We start from the raw sequence: 21,495 nt of genomic DNA, 5'->3' as shown, positions 1-21,495 counted from the left end.
GACGCGTCTGCTGTCGACGCGGTGTCGGTTCCCGGCTCGTCGTCCACTGCGGTCCCCTTCGTTCGATGTCAAGCGTGCTTGACGCTCGCCGACAGGGTCGCATGTCAAGCGAGCTTGACGCAAGGGCGGGTGTCGCGGTCGATCTCACCGGCCCATGGTGTGGAACTCGGCGTTGAGCTTGACCCCGGCCGGATGTGCGAGACGGTTCGACGCAGCGAAGAACGCCGTGATCGCACCCAGGTCCCAGATCTCGTCGTCCGTCAGACTTGCTCGTCGAGCGGCGTCGATGTCGTTGTCGGTTGAGGCGTTGTGAGTCCAGGTGGCGTCGGCGGTGACGGCATCCTGTCTGCTGGGCTCTCCGATGGCGGTGGGAATTCAACCCCCGATCACGGGCGGGGACACGATGTGCCGGTCGAGGTCGGGCACTGCGTCGATGTCGGCGATGGTGCCGTGGGCAGGTGCTGGTCGACGCGCCCCAGGCGGTCGATGTCGGCCTCGATTCGGGGAATGGTCGCGATGGCCAGTCGACGAGCCAGCGGCCACACGACCGGTGAGTGCAGAAACGACTTCCCCACGGCTGCGAGAATCGTCGCCCGTGGCACGTAGATGCGACTCTTGCGACCGGCGAGGCCGTCCACGATCGACGTCGCGGCCGCGTCGACCGTCGTCGTCGCGTTGCCGGGGTAGGGCAGGCGGCGCTTGAGTTCCGCGAACGACGGGATGTCGGAGTCGATACCGCGTGTGATGTCCGTGTCGACCCAAGACGGGTGGGCGATGCCGACCGTCACACCGTGGTGAGCGACCTCCGTTCGGTAGGCGAGAGCGAGCATTTCCGCACCTGCCTTGCTCGCGTTGTAGCTCGCCATCGACCCGATGGCGAGGAACGACAACGCCGAGGCAACCACGAGCAGGTGACCTCGCGATGCGATCAAATGAGGTGTGGCGTACTTCGCGGTGCGGAAGGTTCCGGTCAGGTTGATGTCGATGACGCGCTCGAACGCCGTCTCGTCGATCTGTGCGATCGTGCCGTAGGCGAGAACGCCTGCATTGGCGACGACGACGTCGACACCGCCGAGCTCGGAGGCGCACTCGTCCATGGCCCGTCTCAGCGCGACACCGTCACGGACGTCGGCCTCGCGCCAAACCGTGGCCGGACCCAGGGGGTGGGCCAGCTTCTCGAGAGCGTCGGGCTCGAGTCCGATGAGTCCGACGCGTGCGCCGCGGGCCACCGCTCGGCGCGCGATGTGTTCGCCCAGACCGCGCGCGGCGCCGGTGACGATGATTCTCGTGCCGGTCAGGTCGTGCGAAGACTGTGCCACCACCGCACAATAATCTTGTTATAGATTGTCCGCAAGAGGTTTTGGTCCTCGCCCGGGTGGGGCTTCAGCCGGTGGCGCTCTCCCACGCCATCCGCCCGGCGCGGTGGGAGGAGGCAGCCGACGCGGGGTCGTCGCCGATGGCGACGACGAACTTGATGCCCAGCGGGACGAACACCTCGGCAACGGGGTCGCCGAATTCTGCGAAGTGGCCGGCGACCTCGAGGGAGACGAAGCCGTGGACGAAACACCATAGTTGCGCGGTGATGGCTTCGGGCGACTCGTCGATGCAAGGGCGCGCGGCGACGAGTCTTCTCGCGACGGCGATCACGAGCGCGTTCGCCTCGGCGAAGGCCGTCGAACGCCCACTGCGGGCACCCGTGTCGGCGACGGGGCGGTAGAAGCGCACCGAGAGTCCGAACATCAGGTCGTAGAGATGCGGATTGCTCTTGGCGAACTCCCGACAGGTCAGAGCCTGGGCGAAGAGGTCGGCGACGGGATCCTCGGTAGGGGCGATTCGGGCGAAAGCTTCACAGAGATCGACGAACCCGCGCTCGCGTACTGCATCGATGAGGCCGGGAATTCCGCCGAACGTCGAATACACCATCATCGTGGACATTCCCGTGGCGCCGGCGAGTCGCCGTGCCTTGATCTCGCCGGGGCCATCGGTCGCGAGAATGTCGACAGCGGCATCGAGGAGGCGATCCCTTGCGTCGGGGATTCGGGAGTTCTCGGTTGACATGCGGCTCGACGCTATCACCCGTACTCCACCAAAGAGCTTGCGCGGAAGCCGATAACCAAATTATCGTGACTCGACACCCCACCGCCCGGGCGGGGGTCACGAGAGGGGACAGCAATGTCCGATCATTCCGGCGGGACGTTGACGGTCGACCGGTGCGGACCGGTCATGGTCGTCACGATCGACGGGGGCGAGCATCAGCTGTTCGGCCTCGAACTGGCCAACCAGCTCGATGTCCTGGTCGAGCGGGCGGACGCCGACCCGTCCATTCACGCCATGATCCTCACCGGCAACCACCCCACCCGGTTCGCCAGTCACGCCGACGTCTTCTGGCTGCAGTCGGAGGGTGCGGCAACACCGAAGCTCAGCCCGACGGTGGCGTCGGCACTCATGCGGACGGCGAGGCATGCCGACCGCGGACGCCTCCTCGAAGGGGTGGTCAGTAGAACGCCGATCTGGGGAGCAGTGCAGCTGGATCGCCTGCATGCGACGTTCCTCAAGATGAATTCGAGTGGTGTGGTGGTGGTCGCCGCGCTGAACGGCTCCGCTCTCGGGCTCGGCGCCGAACTCGCGTGGGCCTGTGACCTGCGTGTGATGGTCGACGACGACTCGGTGATCGGTCAGCCCGAGGTCTTGCTCGGCTTTCCGCCCGGTGGCGGTGGAACGCAACGTCTCGCCCGGCTCATCGGGCAGCATCGCGCGCTCACGGCGATCATGGAGGGAAAGCCGTTCACCCCGGCGACGGCGCTCGAAGTCGGGGCGGTCGACGCAGTCGTCCCGCGCGAGCAGCTGATGGACAAGGCTCTCGAGTTGGCCCAGCACTTCGGGGCACGGTCGAAAGAGGCCATCGGGGCGATCAAACGGTCCGTCTACCTCGGTGGTTCGATGCCGATCGAGGACGGACTCGCGAAAGAGAACGCCGAGTTCATCTCTCTCATGCCGTCGGCGCGCGCGCAGGAGTTGATGCTCGACTACATGGCATCGACGGAGGCGCTGGGCGAGCTACCCCTCTACGATTCCGAGGTCTATGCACAGGCCCTGGCCGCGGGGTACGTCCCGAAGCAGAGGGCGGAGCGGGACCGATGACCGCGTCCACCACCAGAATCGACGTCTCGTTCCTGTCGGGGGGCGAGCGCTGCCGCGCGTGGCTGTACTTGCCGACCGGTGCCGTCACACCGCCCCCGGTGGTCGTCCTCGGACACGGTCTCGGGGGCACGCGAGAGATGCGCCTCGACGCTTTCGCCGAACGCTTCGCGCAGGCGGGAATCGCGGCATTGGCCTTCACCTACCGCCACTTCGGTGACAGCGACGGTGCACCTCGGCAGTTGCTGTCTATCCGCCGCCAACTTCAGGACTGGGAGGGGGCGCTCGCCTTCGTGCGGGGCCGTTCGGACGTGGACGGATCACGAGTAGCTCTGTGGGGCAGCTCGTTCGGCGGCGGTCACGCTCTCACCGTCGCGTCGCGGCACCCGGAACTCCGCGCCGTGGTGGCGCAGTGCCCGTTCACCGACGGTGTTGCATCGGCGATGGCGACGAGACCCGCCGAGACACTGAAGCTGCTGCCGTACGTGGTGAGCGATCTGATCGCCACGGTGTCGGGCCGACGGCCGGTGACCGTTCCGATCGCCGCCCGGCCCGGAGAGGTCGGTCTGATGACTGCACCGGACGCGTTGCCCGGCTACGCCGAGATCTCCCCGGCGGACGTCCCGTTCGTCAATGCCGCCGCCGCGAGGGTGGTTCCGACGATTCTCGGCTACCGGCCCGGACGACGACTTCGCTCGATCACGTTTCCGGTGTTCGTCTGTGTGAGCAACTCCGACTCGGTCACACCCGCCGGCCCGACCTTGCGCTACGCCACGACGGCACGGCGGGCCCGGGTGAAACGGTACGTGGCGGGTCATTTCGACTTCTACACCGGTGTGGTGTTCGACGAGCTCGTCGCCGATCAGACGGCCTTCCTCGCAGCACATCTCGAGCCTGGAGGTACCGGATGACGTAGCCGCGCCGACCGACCGACGGGCCGCCGACGACGGGGTGCTCTGGTGCACGGCCACCGTGGATGGAGCTCCGATCGCTCTGCTGCTCGAGTCCGGCGACTTCGGCCGCCCGATCTACTCGTCCGAGCCGCCACCACGACGGCGCCGCGCCCACCAAGGAGTCCTTCCTCCACCTCGCGATGTACCGGGCGCGACCGGGCTCCGGGGCGGTCGTGCACACCCCCAGCACACACTCGGTCGCCGTGTCGTGCTTGGCTCACGGACCCGTCGTTGCCGGCGTCGATCTCCACTCTGCCGCCGACGCACTCGAAGAACTGAAGGAACGGCCAAGGTGTATCTGCTGCTGCACGGCCGCGTCACCACGCCGGTCACCGAGAACGAATTCAACGTCTTCGATAGAGGTGACCCGGCCCGGCGTGCGCCCAGAGCTCCGGTGGGCAGCATCGATCGTCCCGCCGGCCCGTGAGGCCGAGGCGCGATGTCCGGTGAGCGCGCACGAACCGCGACGGTCGATGGGTACGGCCGGTACTCGTTGCGGTGCCCCTGGGGCGCCGGCTCGATCGTGCTCGCGGTTCGTGCAGCGGGATCCATCGTCTCGTGAGTATTGCCGGGCGTGTTCGTGGTCGTGGCCTCCCGGCGCGCACTACTCGTCGCGTCGACCTCCCTACCCGCGGGCGCGCTGGTCGTGATCATGGTGGCCGCGCACCCGGCCGCCATACTGTTCTTCCTCGGGATCCGCGCTCGCGCGATCCGATCGGCCACCCGGGACACCCATCACACGACGTTCTCCCCGGCATCGGCCCGTTGGCCGGCAGGGATCGCCCGCATGATCAGCCACGCGGCGCCGCCGGCGACGACCATCAGGCATGCGGCGACGGCAGACGTGACGACCACTCCGCCGGTGAAGGCGTTCGCGGCCGAGTCGAGCAGTCCGTCGGCCTGGTCGGTCGGCAGTCGGTCCGCCACGGTGCGGGCGCCACCGAGAGTTTCCCTCGCCGCCGACGTGTCCGCTCCGGAGTTCTCGGGTGTGTCGACGTCGGCGCGGTACTTCGCCAGCAGGATCGCGCCGAGTACCGACGTGCCCGTGACGGCACCGATCTCGTAGGCCGTCTCGGAGATCGCGGCCGCGGCACCGGCCTTCTCCGGGGGAGCCGTCGACAGGATCATGTCGTTGGAGATGGTCTCGGCCACTCCGATACCTCCACCGAGGATCGCGAACGCGATCACGAAGGGCCACAGCGCTGTCGGCTCGGCGAACACCGCGATCGTTCCGTACCCGAGCGCCGCCAGGGTCATTCCCCCGGAGATGATCACCGCCGGCCGCAGTACCCGCGCCAGGGGCACCGCCAGAAGACCGGCAGCGATCATCGCCAGGATGCCGGGCACCAAGCGAAGACCCGCCTGCATCGGGCTCAGCCCGACGACGAGCTGAAGGTGTTGCGAGACGAAGTACAGGAAGCCGACGAGCGCGAAGATCGAGAGCAGGTTGACCACCACGGCCCCGGCGAAGGCCGGCACGGTGAACAGGCGGACGTCGAACATGGGGTCGGGTCGCCGGAGCTGACGGCGAACGAACAGCCATGCGGCCAGCGCGCCGATCAGCGCGGGTACGGCGGTCCCCGACCAACTTCCACCGTTCGCCGAATCCTTGATCGCGTAGACGATCGGGGTCAGCGCGAGCAGGGACAGGGCGATGCTGACCGCGTCGACACGGGCGGGATCCGGATCTTTGGATTCGGGCACCAGAACGGGGGCCAGCAGCAACAGGGGAACGAGAAGGGGGACCGCGAACAGGAACACCGAGCCCCACCAGAAGTGTTCGAGCAAGAACCCGCCGACGACCGGCCCCATGGCCGCTCCCGCACCGATCGAGGCCGACCAGATCGCGATGGCCAGGCGGCGCTCGGATCGATCGGTGAACAGGTTGCGCAGCAGCGACAGGGTCGCGGGCATCAGGGTGGCACCGAACAGGCCGAGGCCGACGCGCGCGGCGATCAGCATGTCCGCGGACTGGGAGTAAGCCGCGACAACGGATACGGCCGCGAAGCCGGTCGCGCCGACGAGAAGCAGTCGACGCCGTCCGATGCGATCGCCCAGGCTTCCCATCGCGACGAGCAGCCCCGCCAACACCAGCGGGTAGGCATCGATGATCCAGAGCTGTTGCGTCCCTGTGGGTTGCAGGGATTCGGCAATCGAAGGTAGAGCAAAGGACAGCACCGTGTTGTCGATGGCGATGATCAGCACGGGAAGCATCAGGACGGCGAGGGCGCACCATTCGCGCGGTCCGGCTGTTCTGCCCCGGGGTTGCCGGGTCTCGGTCGGGGGATGGGTGAGTTCTGACATGTGCCGCCGTCCTCGGTGAGTGGGTGTCTCCGTTACTGTACCGACCAGATGGCGTAGTAACGATCCAACGCCGTGCTCGACCCGTAACATCGGCCCGTGCCCCCTCCTCCCGTCGCGCGTGAGAAGTCGCTGAACGCTTTCGTCAAGCTCGTCCTCGAGCAGGGCGAGAAGGCAGCGACGCTGGATGCGGTGGCAGCCGCGGCCGGGATCTCGAAGGGCGGCCTGATGTACCACTTTCCCAGCAAGGAAGCCCTGGTGGACGGGCTGATGGGAGTCGTCGAGGAACTGGCGGCCGAAGACGTTCGACGGATGCGAGCTCACCCCGAGGGCGCAGCGGTCTACCACCTCCGGACCTCGACGTTCCACGACACCCCCGTCGACCGTGCCGTGGTGGCCACCATGCGGCTCAGTCAAGGGGCGAATGCGGTCGCGCAGCAGACCCTGCAGCGGATCCGGCAATCGTGGCTCGATGCGTTGAACGAGCAAATCGCCGATCCTGCCGTGGCCGAGGCCGTGCTGCTCATGGGGGACGGCCTCTACTTCGCCGCCGCATCGGCCGGCCCGAACGGCCGGACGCCCGACGACATCGACGCGTTGATCGCAGTTGCGCAGAGACTCGTCGATTCTCGCTCGTGACCGGCGGGCCGTGGGTGTTCGACGACGACACGATCTGCGGCACTCCGTGATTCGACGGTCGGCAACTGCTCCTGGCGCCGCCGATCAGGAAGAGGGACAGCGGTCGAAGACGTAGCCCTCGTCGCCGGGCTGCACGAGGTCGTGATCGCGCAGGATCACCGAGAGCGCAGGGTCCGTGTTCGCGCACGCCATGTCGAAGGAGTCACGACCCAGCTCGTCCGTGTACTCGATGTCCAGGACGACGTCGTAGTGCTCCGTGTAGTCCGCACATTCCTCGAACTCGATGCAGGACTCGGTGATCGCGAAATCGTATCCTGCGCTCCGAAGTTCGCCCGCCCGATCGGCCGTGTTCTTCTGGGCGATGGCCAGGCCCGCCCGGTGAGCGGTGTCGGCGAACAGTCGAGCCATTGCCACATTGTCATCGGCGCTCAGCATGCCGTTCGAGCGGGTGTAGGAGTCGAGGTTGTCGATCTCCACCGCGTCGTAGCCGTCGGTCCGGCATTGCTCGATCCACGGAGCGACGACGGCCGCGAGGGCGGAACGCTTGGCGTCGGTGGAGGTGTCGTAGACGTACTCGTCCGGCCACCCGGGGTCCACCAGCGGCTCGCCGTCGACCCGCAGCACCAGATCGGGATTCGCGTCGGCGAAGGACTCGGACTCCGCCGGCTGCGTCTGGAAACCGTTGACGTAGCAGATGTCGTACCCGGCGTTCGCGGGTCCATCCATGCGATCGCGGGCGACCACCGTCACGCCGGGCGGCGGGGGATACCCTCCGCCGAGCTGGTAGTCGAACGCGGAGCCGGGGAGCGGCAGCGTGACACCGCCGTGGCCGACGACAGAACTGCCGGTGGTGTCGGCGGTGACGGTGTCGTCGCCCTGTCCGGCGTCCGCGTCGTCGCCGAGGGAACACCCCGACACGGAGACGAGCACGCAGGCCGAGATGGGGAGGACAGCACGGGAGAAGGGCCGGACCACAGCGCCTCGCAATCGGTTCGGATGCCCCGCCTCGAGCTGCTCTCTGGCGACCGGTGCAGACGCGCGTTCTGCTGGACCCTCCGATGACGGTCGGAGTCTAACCTCCGATCACCGCGCCGTCGTCGGCTTGTCCGTTCGGCCGCGCACATCGGCGGACGGGCGGCCGTAGAGGTAGCCCTGGGCGTGAGTGCACCCGAGGTTCCGCGTCCACCCCGAATTGGTGACCGCGCTGTGGACCACGGCCGACCCCGAGACCGCCCGCCGCTGGCGCGCGATGCTCCCGCCCGAGCTGCGCAGGAGGGCCTTGATCGTGACGAACTCACCCACCGGCCGTCGGCCCCGCCCACCGTGGGACGGCGTCTGACGTCCTGCGTGTCGGCCTCGTGCGTGACGTGCTGGGGGCTCGAACCCCATGCCCGGTGGTTCACAGGACGCCTCGATCGGCGGTTTCCCGGCGACGGGGAGCTGTCGTGTGCTGCCACGCAGGTCGGGCCGGGTGGTGCGTCCCTGCGACGGCACGACAGGACGACGGGCGCCTACTGCGGACGGACGGTGAGCACCGGGACGGGCGAGAGCATGAGCAGCCGCTGACTCGTGCTGCCCAGCAGGGCTTTCCCGACCCGGCTCCGCTTCCGGATGCCGATCACCAGACGGGTGACGTCGGGGTGCTCGTCCAGTTCGTCGAGCACCGCCACCACGGGATCTCGATCCTCGCGACCGACGCGGTGAATCACCTCGATCGAACCGCCGTACTCGGAGACGTCCAGGTCGACCAGGCCGAGATTCATCGCGAGAACGGTCGTGCTCATCATCGCGGCTTCCTCGACCGCCGCGCGCAACGCTGCACGTCCCTCGTCGTTGTCGGTGACGGCCACCAGCACGGTCATCGGGGGTCCTTTCGTCGTCGGTTCGAGAGGCGGGGTGTCGGAGCCGGACGATCTCGTCGCACGATCAGGAGTACTCGCGGCGGAACTGATCCTCGAGTTCTTCGAGCGTCCGACCGCGGGTCTCCGGCACCTGCGTGGTGATGAAGAGCAGGGCCAGGAGTCCGAGGGCCACGAAGACGAAGAACGTCGGAGCGATGCCGAGCGCATTCACCACGGGCGGGAACGCCAGAGCCACTGCGGCATTCGCGATCCACAGCATGAAGACGCAGATGCCGATGGCGAAACTGCGAATCTTCAGCGGGAAGATCTCGGCCAGCATCAGCCAGACGAGGGGACCGATGGTGCCCTGCATGCAGAAGACGAACAGCACCACGAACACCAGGATGAAGTAGGCCTTGGCCGTTCCGTCGGGAAGAAGCAGGGCGGAGAGGCCGACCAGCAGGTGGAAGAAGGTGGTCAGCGAGAAGCCGGCGATCAGCATGGTGCGGCGGTCGACCTTGTTCATGATGAGCAGACCCACGGTGATGCCGAGCACGCTGAAGAGGCCGTTGAGCGTGTTGGCGATGATCGCCGAGTTGCTGTCGAAACCCGCGTCGGCCAACAGCTGGGTCCCGTAGTACATCACCGAGTTGATGCCCGTGAACTGCTGGAACACCCCCAGGCCCACGCCGATGACGATCAGACGCCGGATCCAGCGCACCGACAGATCCGTGGTGCCCCCGGTCTGCGAGACCTTCTCCTCCTCCGCGAGCGCGTACACCTCGGCCATCTCGGCCTCGGCTCGCTCGGGCGAGCGGACCTGACGCAGGACCGCGAGGGCCTCGTCGTCCCGTCCTTGCGCCACGAGCCACCGAGGACTCTCGGGCATACGCAGCATGCCGATGAAGAGAGCGATCGCGGGGAGCACGGCGACGAGCAACATGAACCGCCACACCGACTGATGCTCACCCCAGACGTTGAAGATGATCGCGTTGATCACGAAGGCGGCGAACTGGCCGCTGACGATCATGACCTCGTTACGGGTCACCAGCGACCCGCGCTTCTCGAAGGGCGAGACCTCGGCGAGGTACACCGGCACCGTGGCCGACGCCCCGCCGACGGCGAGACCGAGCACGAAGCGGAACACGGCGAGTACTTCCCAGTTGGGAGCGAGGACGCAGCCGAGCGTGCCGACGACGAACACCCCGGCCAGGAGAAGAATGTTGTGCCGACGCCCGAAACGGTCCGACAGGCGTCCGCCCACCAAGGCGCCGATCGCCGCGCCGAAGATCAGGATGCTGACGACGAACCCCTCCGTGAACGCCGTCAAGGACAGGTCGTCCTTCAGTGGTTCGAGGGCACCGTTGATGACGCCGGTGTCGTAGCCGAACAGCAGACCGCCGAAGGTCGCGACGACCGCGATGATGCCCAGCCGGCGGGAGTGGGGTCCGGCGCTGTCCGGCGGAAGTCCACCGACCGGAGTGCTGCCTCGAGTGTCCATGTCGTCCCTCGTTCGGAAATGTACTTATGTCCGAACATATCAGGATGTGCGACAGGCGTCACACGGAGGTGAATCCGGAACGGTCGCACAGCCACGACCCCTCGAATCCCCTGTGCCGCGAACCCGTTCCCGCGGACAGCCTGTGCTCGTGCGGAAGGCGCACCGCCCGCAACGGCAGGAGCGGTCCGCGGAAACGGCTCACGGTCGGCGGCGTCGCCGCGGTGTGCTCGCCTCACCGAGGAGGGCAGGCGTGGGGTGCCGGATCCGCTCGACGGCCTCGACTGCCGCGGCGATGCAGTCGGCGCGCTCGCTCGGGTCGGTCCCGTCCGCGTCACCGAGTGCGTCGACCACGTTCTCGACGCGGTGCGCCTCTACGTCATGAGCAGTCCCCTGGTTGTCCGCGCCGGCATCCGCGCGGCGGAGCGCATCGGCACGGCGACGACGTCACCGGAGAGACCCGTCGGCGGTTCGTCGGGATGCAGCACATCGACCGCGTCACGGAGCTCCTGCCGCACCCGTGCGGACAGCGTGCCCACCTGAACTGATTGCGCGATGTGGTGGATGAAATAGACGAGGACCCCCACGTCGACGACGGCGAGCAGCACCGCGACGTTGACCGCGATGTCGGGGACGACGGTGTCGCCGTCCGCATCGAGCGAACGGATCGACCGCAGGACCATCCCGGCTCCCGCTGGCGCCGACGTGATACAGCAGGGAGTCGCCGATCACTACGCCGCGATCGAGCAGGGCGCGGTCCAGCCGAACCAGGGCCTGCGCCACCAGGAGTGCGACCACGCCGAGCACGGCCGGCACGAACCAGAACGTCTCACGCAGCCGAAGCCACCGTTGTCTCATCCGCACAGTCTGCGGCCGCCGCGACCGAGAGCGGCACGCGCCGTGCCGGGAACACGCGGTCCGGTTCGACTGCGATCGATGCGGGGCATCCACCGGTCATGGCAGACAACGGTCGCACCCTCACCCTCCACCTCGGTCACGACGAGCTCGTGATCCGCCGCAAGTGGGAGACCGCCAGCATCGTCAACGACGTCCTGGTCGCGCTGTGGTTCGTGATCGGCAGCGTCCTGTTCTTCTGGGAGTCCACCACGACGACGGCCACGTGGTTCTTTCTGGTGGGGAGCCTGCAGTTCCTTGCCCGGCCCGTGATCCGCCTGAGTCGGCGTGTTCATCTGCAGCGCATCGGCTCCGACGACGGAGGGGCGTCGGCCGACTTCTGATCGTGCGGTGCGTCGCCGACGCCGCTCCCGAGGTCCGACCTCCACGTTCGTCTCGACGAGGGAGACAGCGCTGTCGCTCCGGATCAGCCGGGTTCGACCGCGGGCGGCAGGGGGCGACTGCTGCGATCCATGTCGGCGGGCTCGACGACGTCGAACGGAACGTCGACGGTGACGTCGCCCGCTCGCTCGAACCGGAACGTCACCGTGACAGAGGTTCCGGGCTGCAACTCGCCGTCCGTCAGCTCCATCGCCACGGTGAAGGGCCGGTCCGCACCGCTGCCGTCGCCGCCGACGTTCTCCACCGGTTGCCCGGCGGCGATCGAGGTGCCCGGTTCGACGACGAGTTGCTCGGCGGTGGCGTCCAGGGTCACCGACGACGCCGCGGGGGAGGTGATCGAGACCAGGGTGTCGGATTCCGCCGAGTCGGTGTTGATCGCGGTGAAGTTCAACGTCGCATCGCCGTAAGCCGACGACGGATCGTCGGGTGTCGCGCCCGTCAGTTCGGCGTCGATGCTCGTGTCGCGGATCTCCACCGCCCCGACGGACGGACCGTCGGTGTCGGCTTCTCGCGCGGTGTCGGCGGCGGAGCACGAGGTCAGCGCGACGGTCGCGGATACGGCGGCGGCCGCGAGCAGGACGGGCCGGTGGAGACGGGGACGATGCGGTGCTGGCATGGACCTGCTGTACCCCCGTCGGTGTCGACCGAAGCAGTCGGTCGAGGGCTCTGGAACTGCAGGTCCGGCAGCTCGATCGGCACGCGAAAGCGCTCACGGGCGGTTCCGTCAGGGTTGCGTAAGAAAACGCGGCGATGCGTCAGGGCGACGACAAGGGTCGACCAGCTGCGCCGACATCGACGCTAGAAACGGTGCATGACAACGAGTTTCGTCGACGCCTTCGCTGTCGCTTCGTACGGTGATCCGGTACACCGGATGCGCCGCGTCATTCCCGCTGTCGGTTGCGCCGTGTCCGCCCACGCGCTCGTCGACCGGGACGTCCTGCTCTGGGTCCAGCGCAGCGCCACCACCGTTCTCGTGCTCGACGACACCGGTCTCGACCTGGTGCAGTCGGTGAGCGTGCGTCCGAATCAGGTCGTGTTCCGCGCGGGTGACTGCCCGGATTCGATCCGTCGGGCGGTGCATCACGGAATCACGCGGTTCATCGTGGGCAGGCAGGAGCACGTCGATCACCTGGTCGAGTACGCGCGGAGAACGACGTTCGTCCATCTCGCACCGAGCCTCCCCACCGTGGCGCCCGCTCGCAGGATCGTCGTGGTCGGCCTCCACGGTGCCGTCGACCCGTGGGGGACACCCACCGAGTGGGCCGACGCTGCCGAGCACGCGCTCTGCCGGACCGCTCAGGCGAAGACCCTGGGAACTCCCGCCCACAGAATCGTGCTGAGCCGGTCCGCCGGCGCCGTGGTTCCGCTCTCGATCGACCGGCTCGACTCCATCGTGCACGCGGTGGACGAAGCCCTCCGTCAGGGTTGCTCTCGATGGCGGCTGGCGCGCCCCGCGGTGACGATCGCTGTTCTGTAGCTCCGCGGCTCGACGGGCCGGCGTCGCCGGGACGGTTCGCGAGGGATTGAGAACAGCGACGACGAGGCATTCGGTGGTCACCGCCGGGTCCGTCCTCGGCGGTCATCACCGACGACAGGGAGGCGCACCGAGCGCATGAGCACCACCAACGAGTACGCAGTGCAGGACAAGGTCGTCGTCGTCACCGGCGCCGGATCGGGGATCGGACGAGCCATCGCGCGTGCTTTCCTCGACAACGGCGCGATCGTCGTCGTCACCGGCCGCCGCCGCGAGCCCCTCGAGGAGACCGTCACGGACGCCCGCAACGGGCATACGCTCGTCGTCGCGGGAGACGTCTCGCGTCGCGACGACGTCGAGACGCTGGTGGCGACGGTCCTCGAAGCGTTCGGGCGAATCGACGTCGTCGTCTCCAACGCAGGAGTTCACGACGGCGGTGGCGACATCACCGACCTCACCGACGAGGACTGGGCCCTCCTGCGCGGGGTCAACATCGACGGCTTCCTCCACCTCGCACGGGCGACGCTGCCCGAATTGGCGCGGTCGGGTGGGAATCTCGTCGCGGTCTCGTCGGTATCGGGCATCGCCGGGGACTGGGGGCAGGCTGCCTACAACGCGTCCAAGCATGCGATGACGGGGTTCGTGCGTTCTCTCGCACTCGATTACGGCGGTCGCGGTGTGCGCGTCAACGCGGTACTGCCCGCGTTCACGCTGACCGAGATGACCGCGGGGATGGCGACGGACGAGGAGTCCCTGGCGCCGTTCGTCGACCGAATCGCCCTGGGCCGTCCCGGGGAGCCCGACGACATCGCCCCCGCCGTGCTCTTCCTGGCCTCCGACGACGCGCGGTACATCACGGGCGCGCTGCTCGCCGTCGACGGTGGCACCAGTGCCTCGACGGGTCAGCCCCACACGGAGTGAACGGAATCCGCCACGCGGAGTGAGCTTCCCGCTACTCGAACGGGTTCAGGGTGCGGCCGAGAAAGTAGCCGATGCGTCCGGGAATGGGACGCATGGCTGCTGCCGAGACCTCGTCGACGACGCCCCTCGCCCGACCCGTGGTTTGCCCGAGCCGACGTCTACATATGCAGCGAATCGGCTCCGCCGACGGTGGTTCCTCGGGGGACTTCTGATCGCGCGATGAGTTTCGGTCCGTCGACGTGTCTGCCCAGTGAAGGTTCTCGAGCACGACGACGAACAGGAGCCGCATGTCCGACGAGCACGACACCGACCACGTCTCGGCGCTGACCGCGATGCAAAGGCAGGCGACCGTCGCGGTACTGGACGGGCTGTCGCCCTCCGACTGGGATCGACCGACCCCGTGCGAGGGGTGGACCGTGGCCCACTTGGTGGCGCACATGTCGATGTCGTTTCGGGTCGGTATGCCCAAGCTGGTGTTCACGATGATTCGCGAACGGGGCAACTTCGACCGCGCGGCGGACCGCCTCGCTCGTGACGATGTGGCGCGGATGGATCACGCGGATCTCGTTGCCGCGCTTCGGAACAACATCTCCACCGCCTGGAGTCCACCGCGCGGCGACCTCGTCGATGCGTTGTGCCACGACGTCGTTCACGGCCTCGACCTGACAGAAGGACTCGGAAGGCCCACGACCGCCACGGCGGAGCAGCTCGACCTCGTCCTGCGCACGATGAGGACGAAGAATCGGATGGACTATTTCGGCGCGGACCTCGCCGGACATGCACTCCAGGCATCCGACCTCGACTTCCGAATCGGACACGGTGACACCCTGGTCCTGCCGGCAACGACGATCGTCCTGGTTCTCACCGGCCGGGGGAGCGTGCACGACCACCTCGGGGGATGACCGAGGTGTCGACCTTCCCCGGGCCCGCGCCTACAGTGCTCGGCAACTCGACCACCGAAAGAAGAGGCACCCTCATGTCGCGCACTCGGATTCACAATCTGTCCATCTCGCTCGACGGCTTTGCCGCGGGGGAGGGGCAGAGCGCAGAGACGCCGATGGGCCACGCGGGTCAGCGGCTGCATCGATGGATGATCGCCACGGACTTCGGCACCCGGATGATGGGCGGTGACGGCGGCAGTACGGGCGTCGACGACGCAGTGGCGCACCGGCACGAACTCGGTATCGGGTCGGAGATCATGGGCGCGAACAAGTTCGGTCCACCCGGATGGCAGGACGATCCGGACTGGACGGGGTGGTGGGGCGACAACCCGCCCTTCCACACCCCGGTGTTCGTCCTGACTCATCGGCCCCGTGCGCCGATCGAGATGGCGGGTGGGACCGTCTTCCATTTTCTCGATGTTCCTCCCGCCGAGGCGCTGGTGGTCGCTCGCGACGCGGCCGGTGGCCTCGACGTCCGGATCGGGGGCGGCGCGACGACCGCGGGGCAGTTCATCGCCGCCGGCCTCGTCGACCACCTTCACCTCGTGCAGGTCCCGATCGTTCTGGGGAGAGGCGTTCGTCTGTGGGACGGTCTGGAAGGAATGGAGTCGGGGTACGACGTCGAGGTCGTGTCCACCCCGAGTGGCGTCACCCACCTCACCTTCACCCGTCGCGCCGAGTGAGGCCGGGCGAACCGACCACGCACGGGCGACACGGCAGACGCGCCGAGAGTGTGAGTGAAACTCCTGCTACTTGAACGGATTGAGGGTGCGGCCGAGAAAGTAGCCGATGCGTCCGGGAATGGGACGCATGGCTGCCGCCGAGACCTTGTTGACGACGCCCGTGATGCAGACAGGCTTGCCGGCGCGCACGGCGTCCCAGCCCTCGCGGACGACGTCTTCCGGCTGCTGCCACAGGAATCCTGGCAGACGGTCGGCGACGTCGCGGGTGCCCATCACGTCGTGGAACTCGCTGCGCGTGAAGCCGGGGCACAACGCGGTGACGTGAATCCCGTGCGGTTTGAGCTCCATGTCGAGCGACTGGGACATGTTGAGCGCGTAAGACTTGATGCCGGTGTAGAGCAGTCCGGCGCAGGGAGGGGAGACCGCGGCCACGGACGACAGGTTGACGATGCGTCCCCACCGACGAGCCTTCATGGCGGGAAGCACGCGATGGGTCAACTCCGTCACCGCGGTGACCATCAGCTGGAGTTCGGCGGCGAGCGTGTCCCACTCGGTGTCGGAGAACATGGTCTTCGACAGCCCAGCATTGTTGACGAGGACGTCGACGGTCATGCCGAGGCCGTCGACGCGATCCACGATCGCGGCGGGAGCAGAGCGGTCGGTCAGGTCGGCCGTCACCGTCTCGGCGCGCACCCCGTGATCACGGCGGAGTTCGGTGGCCAGCGTCTCGAGTCGGTCGGATCGCCGCGCCACCAGGATCAGGTCGTGACCGTCGGCGGCGAGATGCCGGGCGAAGGCGGCGCCGATCCCGGCGGAGGCGCCGGTGACGAGGGCGGTACGGCGGGGTTGAGGCGTGGTCATCGTGCGTCTCCTACGTGGCGGTCGAGGAAGTGGATCTGACGGCGACGACTGTGTCGAAGAACGGATCGAGATAGGGCTCGAAGTGGCCGCACTCGTAGGTGCGCACCTCACCCTTCGGTATGCGGCGGGCGACGGCCCGGGCCGTGTCGATCGGCGTGACGTCGTCGTGGGCCGAGAGTTGGGCGAGAACGGGTACGTCGATGGCGGTGGCGTGGCGTCCGGGGGAGTAGAACGGCACACGAACTGCGACGCGGGCGGCGACGTCGTTCTCGGCGATCAGCCGTGCGACCGCTCTCGGGTTCCGAGCGAACGCCGACGCGGGTCCACTCACGTGGGGGACCTGCACGATCGCGGCGGCGAGGCGCCGATCCCGGGCGGCCAACCGGAGGACGTGTCCGCCGCCGAAGGAGGACCCCCCAGGCCACGACCCGCGTGGTGTCGACGCCGTCGATGCGGCGGGCGAACTCGATCGCGGCCTCCCAGTCCGCCTGTTGCTTACCGATGTCGAGGATGCGTCGAGGTAGTCCTGCGCTGGCACCCCAATGGCGGTAGTCGAAGACGAGTGCTGCGTAGCCGGCTTCGGCGAATCGCGCGCCGTACGCGTCGAGACGAAGTTCTCGGAACGCGGCGAATCCATGTGCGAGCACGACGATCGGTGGGTTCACGACGTCACTCGGCCGGTAGAGCCACGCTGCGCATTGGGTGCCGCCGGACTCGAACGCGACATCGGAGCGCACGTACTCGAACTGACGCGTCATGGCCGGAACCTCCACCTCGGTACCCCCTCGCCGAATCTGTCCTTCGCGATCGGCACGTGCAGCGCGCCGAGTGACGACCTCTTGACATCGACCACTTTTGTGATCACGCTTACAGCACCAAATGATAGCAACTATCACACTGTGAGAGGCAAGCATGAAGGTAGCGATTCTGGGGCTCGGTGAAGCGGGCACCCTCTACGCCGCGGGGTTCCTGGCGGCCGGCTGGACCGTGACCGGGTTCGACCCGGCGGACATCTCCACCCCGTCGGGCGTGGAGCGGTTCGACGACGTGGCCGACGCCGTCCACGGAGCCGAACTGGTCCTCAGCCTGACCAGCTCGTCCGTGTCCGAACGCGCGGCCGCGGCGGCGGCGCCGCACCTGCGGTCCGGCGCGACCTACGCCGACATGAACTCGGCCAGTGCAGCGGTGAAGACCGCCGTCGCCCGAGCGGTGGACACCGCGGGGGGCGTGCTGTTCGCCGACGTCGCGGTCGTCGGGTCCGTTCCCGCGAACGGTGCACGGACCGCCCTGGTCATCAGCGGCTCCGGCTCCACCGCCGCCGCGGCTCACTTCGAATCCCTCGGTGCGCCCGTCGACGACATCGGCGGCGCTCCCGGCGACGCCTCGCGTCGCAAGCTGCTGCGCAGCAGCTTCATGAAGGGACTCGGCGCACTCATCGTCGAATCCACCGAGGCCGGCGTGGCGGCCGGTGCCGAGCAGTGGATCCGCACCCAGATCGCCTCGGAACTGAGCGGCGGGTTCGAGTCGCTCGACCGCCTCCGCGACGGGACTCGCAAGCACGCGGGCCGCCGCGCGATCGAGGCCGCCGCGTCGGTGGCGCTGCTCGACGAGATCGGCGTTCGTCCGGTGCTCGCCGCGGCCGCCACCGAGTTGCACGCCGCGCTGGCGGATGCGAACGGACGCGACACCGACGGGCTCGCCGCGGCGTACGCCGGACTTCCGGTCGCCAACATCGGCGACGCCCGCGATCGCATGGGGATGCTCGATTCGGGCATCCGATCGATGTGGAAGGGCGCCCGAGTCGTCGGCCGAGCCCGTACCGTGTGGACCCGCGGCGGAGACAACAAGGCACTGCAGGCGGCCGTTGCCAAGGTGCTGCCGGGGGAGGTCATCGTGATCAACGGTCAAGGTCACCTCGACCGCGCACTCATGGGTGAGCTCCTCGCCGAGCGAGCGCGTAACCGCGGCTGCGTCGGCATGGTCATCGACGGCGCCGCCCGCGACATCGACGTCCTCGAGGAGATCGGGTTCGGTGTCTGGGCTCGTGCGGCCAGTCCCGCCGGGCCCTACAAGAACGGACCCGGTTACAACGACATCCCGGTCGCGGTCGGTGGCGTCGTCTGCAACCCCGGCGATCTCGTCGTCGCCGACGACGACGGCGTCATCGTCGTCCCGGCGGCCGAGGTCTTCACCAGTCTCGACGGCGGACGAGCGGTCGAGGCCGACGAGGCGCGCCGCCGCGCCGCCATCGTCGCCGAGCGGACGGCGTCGTGATCGCCATCTGGGCGTTGGTGGCCTTCATCGTCGCCATCGTCTTCTGGAACGCGGTTCTCAAGCGCAACATCGGTGAGTCGATGATCGTCGGCTTCCTGGTCGTCGGTGCTTTCGCAGGTCGGCAGGCGCCCGAATACATGTGGCACGGATTCCTCGACTCCATGCAGGAGGAGGTGACGTTCGCCGGGCTCGCATTCATCTTCATGAGCTTCGTTCTGGCCAAGACGCCCGTCCTCGACCGGCTGATCGACATCCTGAACAGCTTCCTCGGACGGCTGCGAGGCGGGCCGATCTACACCTCCACCGTGGCCGGCGGCATGTTCGGTGCCATCGCCCACGTCGGTGCCTCGGTCACCGCCGCCGTCGGATCCGTGACGGTGCCCTGGATGAAGCGCTCGGGTGTCAGCGGAGAGCTGTCGGCCACCGTCGTCGCCGGATGCGCGGGCATGGGCGTCACCTTCCCGTTCAGCGCGACCATGTTCATCCTCGTGGGGTCCACCACGGTCACCGGACTGATGGAGCCGGACGAGATCATCCTGCCGCTCGCGCTGGCCGGCCTCTGGTGCCTGGGTTACCGCCTGCTGCTCAACTACTACCTGGTGCGCAAGAACGGCCTGCAGCCCATCGCACCGGAGGACCGCATTCCCGCCAAGCGCAGCCTACGCGCCGGCTGGACGTCTCTCCTTCTCTTCGTCCCGATCATCGTCCCGCTGCTCCTGACCCGTGGACCCATCGCCGTCCCGATCGCCGAGTACACCGATCTGGCGATGTCGAGCGCGATCAGCCTCATCACCTGGATCCCGGTGTTGATGATCCTGCTGGTGTTCTTCCTCGGCCGTCGGCATCTGCCGCGGACCGGTCGCGGATGGTGGAAGATTCTCGGCGAGACCGCTCCCCAGTTCGGCGTCATCGGCGTCACCATCGTCGCCGCCTTCTCCGCCTCGAACGTCCTCGGTGACATCGGGTTGCCCGAGCAGCTCACCACGGTCCTCGAAAGCCTCAGTGCCCCGGCCTGGTTGATGGCCATCCTCGTCGGCGTCATCATCGTCGTCATCGCCATCCCTCTCACAGCGTCGGCCACCATGGCAGCCGTCGGCGGAGTGGCCGTGGCCGCGCTGGTCGGCGTCGGAATCCCCGCCCCGGTCGCGGCGGCAGCCGTGCTCGTCTTCGCTTCCACCGAGGGTGCCTCCCCGCCGTCGGGAGCCCCGATCTACGTCGCCGCGGGCATCGCCCGCGTCGATCCGGGCAAGATGTTCGCCCCGCTGCTCAAGTACTACTGCGTCCCCATCCTGGGCGTCGGAGTGCTCATCGCACTCGGCCTGCTCCCCGTCAGCTGATCCCACGCCATCCCATCGAAAGAGCACTCGTCATGGTCGAGAAAGTCATCTCCACCGTTTTCCGTATCAGCGTCGCCCTGTTCCTGCTCGGCGGTCTGGTCATCGTGATTCTGCAGGGCGTCGGACTCGTTCTGGGTGACGGGGACTTCGTCACCGGGAGCGAGGAGGCGCTCGCGCCCTGGGCCTACGGTTCCGCCGGCGTGGCCGGGCTGCTCGCCTTCGCGTTGTCCTACTTCCACCGTGCGGATGCCGAGGCGCCGGCCGACGCGGACACCGTCGTCACCCCGGAACACGCATGACGACGACCGCGTCGGGCATTCATCCCGGCTCGACTTACCGAGATCTGGCGTCGCGACACGACGGCGCCCCTCCCGGGTCGAGCTGGGGGGTGTTCTCCGAGCCGGATCGGGGGACGGCGAACTTCGCCGGTCCCCGGCAGGTGCGCGAGGCGGCCGGGCTGGTGCGACGCGGAGTCGTGTTCGGTCTCGACCATGCCCTGGGCGCGTTCGATCCGCCGATGTCGCGGTCGAGGTCCGCCCCGCGCCACACCATCGTCTCCGCCCACGCTCAGTCACGAGACGACCTGCTCGACGGCTTCTTCCTGCAGGCGAGCAGCCATCTCGACGGTCTGCGTCATCGTCGCGTGTCGGGCTACGGCTTCTACGACGGCGTCCCCGACGACGCCGTCGTCGAGGGTGAACCGCGACTCGGCATCCAGGCCTGGGCGGAGCATCCGATCGTGGGCCGCGGCGTGGTGTTGGACCTCGAGGGTCTGTTCGAGGCGGACGGGGCCCCGCTGCACCACCTCGACGGTCCGGCCCTGGACGCCGCGGCGCTCGACCGTGCTGCCGCACGCCAGGGTGTCACCGTCGAGGAGGGTGACATCGTGCTCGTGCACACCGGGTGGGCACGGTGGTTTCTCGACGCGTCGGCGGCGGATCGGACCGCGGTTCGCGAGGGCCGGCGCTCGACCGGGTTCGCTCAACACCACGATCTTCTGTCGTGGGTGTGGAACCACAGGATCGCGGTGTTCGGAACCGATACGTTCGCCGTCGAGGTGCTCCCCGTGGCGCCGACGTCGCCGTTCCGCGACACCGCACCCGAGGACGCCGGCATGATGCACCAGGAGCTGATCGCCAAACTCGGTGTGCCGCTCGGAGAGTTGTGGAACCTCACCGCGCTCGTGGAGGACAGTCGCACCCACGGGCAATGGGATGCGATGGTGACGATCAAGCCGCTGGCGATCGTGGGCGGGGTCGGTTCGCCCTGCAACGCGACCGCGGTGCGCTGAGACTCCGGTTCTCGCACGGTGATAGTTTTTCTCGATCAGCGTGCGAG

Annotated in this window: 23 protein-coding genes and 3 pseudogenes; 14 read left to right on the top strand and 12 right to left on the bottom strand. The window is 68.0% G+C overall.

The features are described from left to right. Positions 1-386 precede the first annotated feature (386 nt). Together A3Q40_RS14470 and A3Q40_RS14465 are read right to left on the bottom strand one after the other, a co-directional pair. A complete protein-coding gene (locus A3Q40_RS14470; RefSeq protein ID WP_082834169.1) occupies positions 387-1,319 on the bottom strand; it encodes a short-chain dehydrogenase/reductase in 933 nt (310 codons plus the stop codon). A gap of 64 nt (positions 1,320-1,383) precedes the next feature. Next, entirely contained in the window at positions 1,384-2,058 is a 675-nt protein-coding gene (locus tag A3Q40_RS14465) for a TetR-like C-terminal domain-containing protein (protein ID WP_068103183.1), read from the bottom strand. A 114-nt stretch (positions 2,059-2,172) separates the two neighbouring features. Here A3Q40_RS14465 and A3Q40_RS14460 point away from each other — a divergent pair, with 114 nt between their 5' ends. The 4 genes and pseudogenes from A3Q40_RS14460 to A3Q40_RS21020 all read left to right on the top strand — a co-directional run bounded on the left by A3Q40_RS14460 (position 2,173) and on the right by A3Q40_RS21020 (position 4,518). Further along, positions 2,173-3,141, top strand: a complete 969-nt coding sequence (locus tag A3Q40_RS14460; RefSeq protein ID WP_068103181.1) for an enoyl-CoA hydratase/isomerase family protein — start codon at positions 2,173-2,175, stop codon at positions 3,139-3,141. Next, positions 3,138-4,049, top strand: coding sequence for an alpha/beta hydrolase (locus tag A3Q40_RS14455; protein ID WP_068103180.1), 912 nt, complete (start codon positions 3,138-3,140; stop codon positions 4,047-4,049). The genes A3Q40_RS14460 and A3Q40_RS14455 overlap by 4 nt, the downstream gene beginning before the upstream one ends. Positions 4,050-4,114: 65 nt before the next feature. Next, positions 4,115-4,294 (top strand): annotated as a pseudogene (locus tag A3Q40_RS21120) (class II aldolase/adducin family protein); the annotation flags it as partial. Positions 4,295-4,383: 89 nt separating this feature from the next. Beyond that, positions 4,384-4,518 (top strand): hypothetical protein, encoded by a 135-nt coding sequence (locus A3Q40_RS21020; protein ID WP_256365862.1) that lies wholly within the window; start codon positions 4,384-4,386, stop codon positions 4,516-4,518. Positions 4,519-4,826: 308 nt separating this feature from the next. Here A3Q40_RS21020 and A3Q40_RS14450 read toward each other — a convergent pair whose 3' ends face one another. Then, entirely contained in the window at positions 4,827-6,395 is a 1,569-nt protein-coding gene (locus tag A3Q40_RS14450) for an MFS transporter (RefSeq protein WP_068103178.1), read from the bottom strand. Positions 6,396-6,491: 96 nt separating this feature from the next. Here A3Q40_RS14450 and A3Q40_RS14445 point away from each other — a divergent pair, with 96 nt between their 5' ends. Next, positions 6,492-7,031 (top strand): TetR/AcrR family transcriptional regulator, encoded by a 540-nt coding sequence (locus A3Q40_RS14445; protein WP_068103176.1) that lies wholly within the window; start codon positions 6,492-6,494, stop codon positions 7,029-7,031. 84 nt (positions 7,032-7,115) lie between these two features. Here the strand turns inward: A3Q40_RS14445 and A3Q40_RS14440 are convergent, their stop codons facing one another. The 5 genes from A3Q40_RS14440 to A3Q40_RS14420 all read right to left on the bottom strand — a co-directional run bounded on the left by A3Q40_RS14440 (position 7,116) and on the right by A3Q40_RS14420 (position 11,053). Then, the gene (locus A3Q40_RS14440; protein ID WP_235606313.1) at positions 7,116-7,961 is read right to left on the bottom strand and encodes an endo alpha-1,4 polygalactosaminidase; all 846 of its coding nucleotides are present in this window, start codon (positions 7,959-7,961) and stop codon (positions 7,116-7,118) included. 153 nt (positions 7,962-8,114) lie between these two features. Beyond that, complete coding sequence (locus tag A3Q40_RS14435) at positions 8,115-8,333, bottom strand: hypothetical protein (RefSeq protein ID WP_068103174.1); 219 nt, start codon at positions 8,331-8,333, stop codon at positions 8,115-8,117. A gap of 209 nt (positions 8,334-8,542) precedes the next feature. Then, entirely contained in the window at positions 8,543-8,893 is a 351-nt protein-coding gene (locus tag A3Q40_RS14430; protein ID WP_068103173.1) for a universal stress protein, read from the bottom strand. 64 nt (positions 8,894-8,957) lie between these two features. Beyond that, positions 8,958-10,373, bottom strand: coding sequence for a sugar porter family MFS transporter (locus A3Q40_RS14425; RefSeq protein ID WP_068103171.1), 1,416 nt, complete (start codon positions 10,371-10,373; stop codon positions 8,958-8,960). A 371-nt stretch (positions 10,374-10,744) separates the two neighbouring features. Beyond that, complete coding sequence (locus A3Q40_RS14420; protein ID WP_068103169.1) at positions 10,745-11,053, bottom strand: DUF2254 family protein; 309 nt, start codon at positions 11,051-11,053, stop codon at positions 10,745-10,747. A 273-nt stretch (positions 11,054-11,326) separates the two neighbouring features. Between A3Q40_RS14420 and A3Q40_RS14415 the strand changes: the two genes are divergently transcribed. Next, positions 11,327-11,608 carry a YrhK family protein gene (locus A3Q40_RS14415; protein ID WP_068103167.1) on the top strand — a complete coding sequence of 94 codons (282 nt, stop codon included), beginning with the start codon at positions 11,327-11,329 and terminating at the stop codon, positions 11,606-11,608. A gap of 83 nt (positions 11,609-11,691) precedes the next feature. Here the strand turns inward: A3Q40_RS14415 and A3Q40_RS14410 are convergent, their stop codons facing one another. Then, a complete protein-coding gene (locus tag A3Q40_RS14410; protein WP_068103165.1) occupies positions 11,692-12,282 on the bottom strand; it encodes a copper chaperone PCu(A)C in 591 nt (196 codons plus the stop codon). A 195-nt stretch (positions 12,283-12,477) separates the two neighbouring features. On the opposite strand from A3Q40_RS14410, the gene A3Q40_RS14405 reads away from it, so the two are divergent. Both A3Q40_RS14405 and A3Q40_RS14400 read left to right on the top strand, forming a co-directional pair. After that, positions 12,478-13,143 carry a hypothetical protein gene (locus A3Q40_RS14405; RefSeq protein WP_068103163.1) on the top strand — a complete coding sequence of 222 codons (666 nt, stop codon included), beginning with the start codon at positions 12,478-12,480 and terminating at the stop codon, positions 13,141-13,143. A gap of 135 nt (positions 13,144-13,278) precedes the next feature. After that, a complete protein-coding gene (locus A3Q40_RS14400; RefSeq protein ID WP_068103162.1) occupies positions 13,279-14,061 on the top strand; it encodes an SDR family NAD(P)-dependent oxidoreductase in 783 nt (260 codons plus the stop codon). A gap of 31 nt (positions 14,062-14,092) precedes the next feature. On the opposite strand, the pseudogene A3Q40_RS21075 reads toward A3Q40_RS14400, so the two are convergent. After that, positions 14,093-14,185: pseudogene (locus tag A3Q40_RS21075) on the bottom strand (SDR family NAD(P)-dependent oxidoreductase); the annotation flags it as partial. 163 nt (positions 14,186-14,348) lie between these two features. Here A3Q40_RS21075 and A3Q40_RS14390 point away from each other — a divergent pair. Continuing rightward, positions 14,349-14,963 (top strand): maleylpyruvate isomerase family mycothiol-dependent enzyme, encoded by a 615-nt coding sequence (locus A3Q40_RS14390; RefSeq protein ID WP_068103159.1) that lies wholly within the window; start codon positions 14,349-14,351, stop codon positions 14,961-14,963. Between the two features lie 74 nt (positions 14,964-15,037). Further along, on the top strand, positions 15,038-15,685 hold the full coding sequence (locus tag A3Q40_RS14385; protein ID WP_068103157.1) for a dihydrofolate reductase family protein: 648 nt from the start codon (positions 15,038-15,040) through the stop codon (positions 15,683-15,685). 66 nt (positions 15,686-15,751) lie between these two features. Here A3Q40_RS14385 and A3Q40_RS14380 read toward each other — a convergent pair whose 3' ends face one another. Both A3Q40_RS14380 and A3Q40_RS14375 read right to left on the bottom strand, forming a co-directional pair. Further along, complete coding sequence (locus tag A3Q40_RS14380; protein WP_068103155.1) at positions 15,752-16,546, bottom strand: SDR family NAD(P)-dependent oxidoreductase; 795 nt, start codon at positions 16,544-16,546, stop codon at positions 15,752-15,754. Next, positions 16,543-17,304: pseudogene (locus A3Q40_RS14375) on the bottom strand (alpha/beta hydrolase). The gene A3Q40_RS14380 and the pseudogene A3Q40_RS14375 overlap by 4 nt, the downstream one beginning before the upstream one ends. A 154-nt stretch (positions 17,305-17,458) precedes the next feature. On the opposite strand from A3Q40_RS14375, the gene A3Q40_RS14370 reads away from it, so the two are divergent. The 4 genes from A3Q40_RS14370 to A3Q40_RS14355 are packed head-to-tail and all read left to right on the top strand — an operon-like array spanning position 17,459 to position 21,448. Continuing rightward, on the top strand, positions 17,459-18,820 hold the full coding sequence (locus tag A3Q40_RS14370; RefSeq protein WP_068103153.1) for an NAD(P)-binding domain-containing protein: 1,362 nt from the start codon (positions 17,459-17,461) through the stop codon (positions 18,818-18,820). Continuing rightward, positions 18,817-20,157, top strand: coding sequence for a TRAP transporter large permease subunit (locus A3Q40_RS14365; RefSeq protein WP_068103151.1), 1,341 nt, complete (start codon positions 18,817-18,819; stop codon positions 20,155-20,157). The genes A3Q40_RS14370 and A3Q40_RS14365 overlap by 4 nt, the downstream gene beginning before the upstream one ends. 32 nt (positions 20,158-20,189) lie before the next feature. Beyond that, positions 20,190-20,456 (top strand): hypothetical protein, encoded by a 267-nt coding sequence (locus A3Q40_RS14360; RefSeq protein ID WP_068103149.1) that lies wholly within the window; start codon positions 20,190-20,192, stop codon positions 20,454-20,456. Then, positions 20,453-21,448 carry a cyclase family protein gene (locus A3Q40_RS14355; protein ID WP_068103147.1) on the top strand — a complete coding sequence of 332 codons (996 nt, stop codon included), beginning with the start codon at positions 20,453-20,455 and terminating at the stop codon, positions 21,446-21,448. Before A3Q40_RS14360 ends, A3Q40_RS14355 begins: the two co-directional genes overlap by 4 nt. The last annotated feature ends 47 nt before the right edge of the window (positions 21,449-21,495 follow it).

The sequence above is a fragment of the Rhodococcus sp. PBTS 1 genome (genome assembly GCF_001620025.1).
In the GTDB taxonomy this organism is placed as follows: domain Bacteria; phylum Actinomycetota; class Actinomycetes; order Mycobacteriales; family Mycobacteriaceae; genus Rhodococcoides; species Rhodococcoides kroppenstedtii.
The sequence above is the reverse complement of the archived record's forward strand: the minus strand, read 5'-3'. Positions and strand labels throughout refer to the sequence as shown.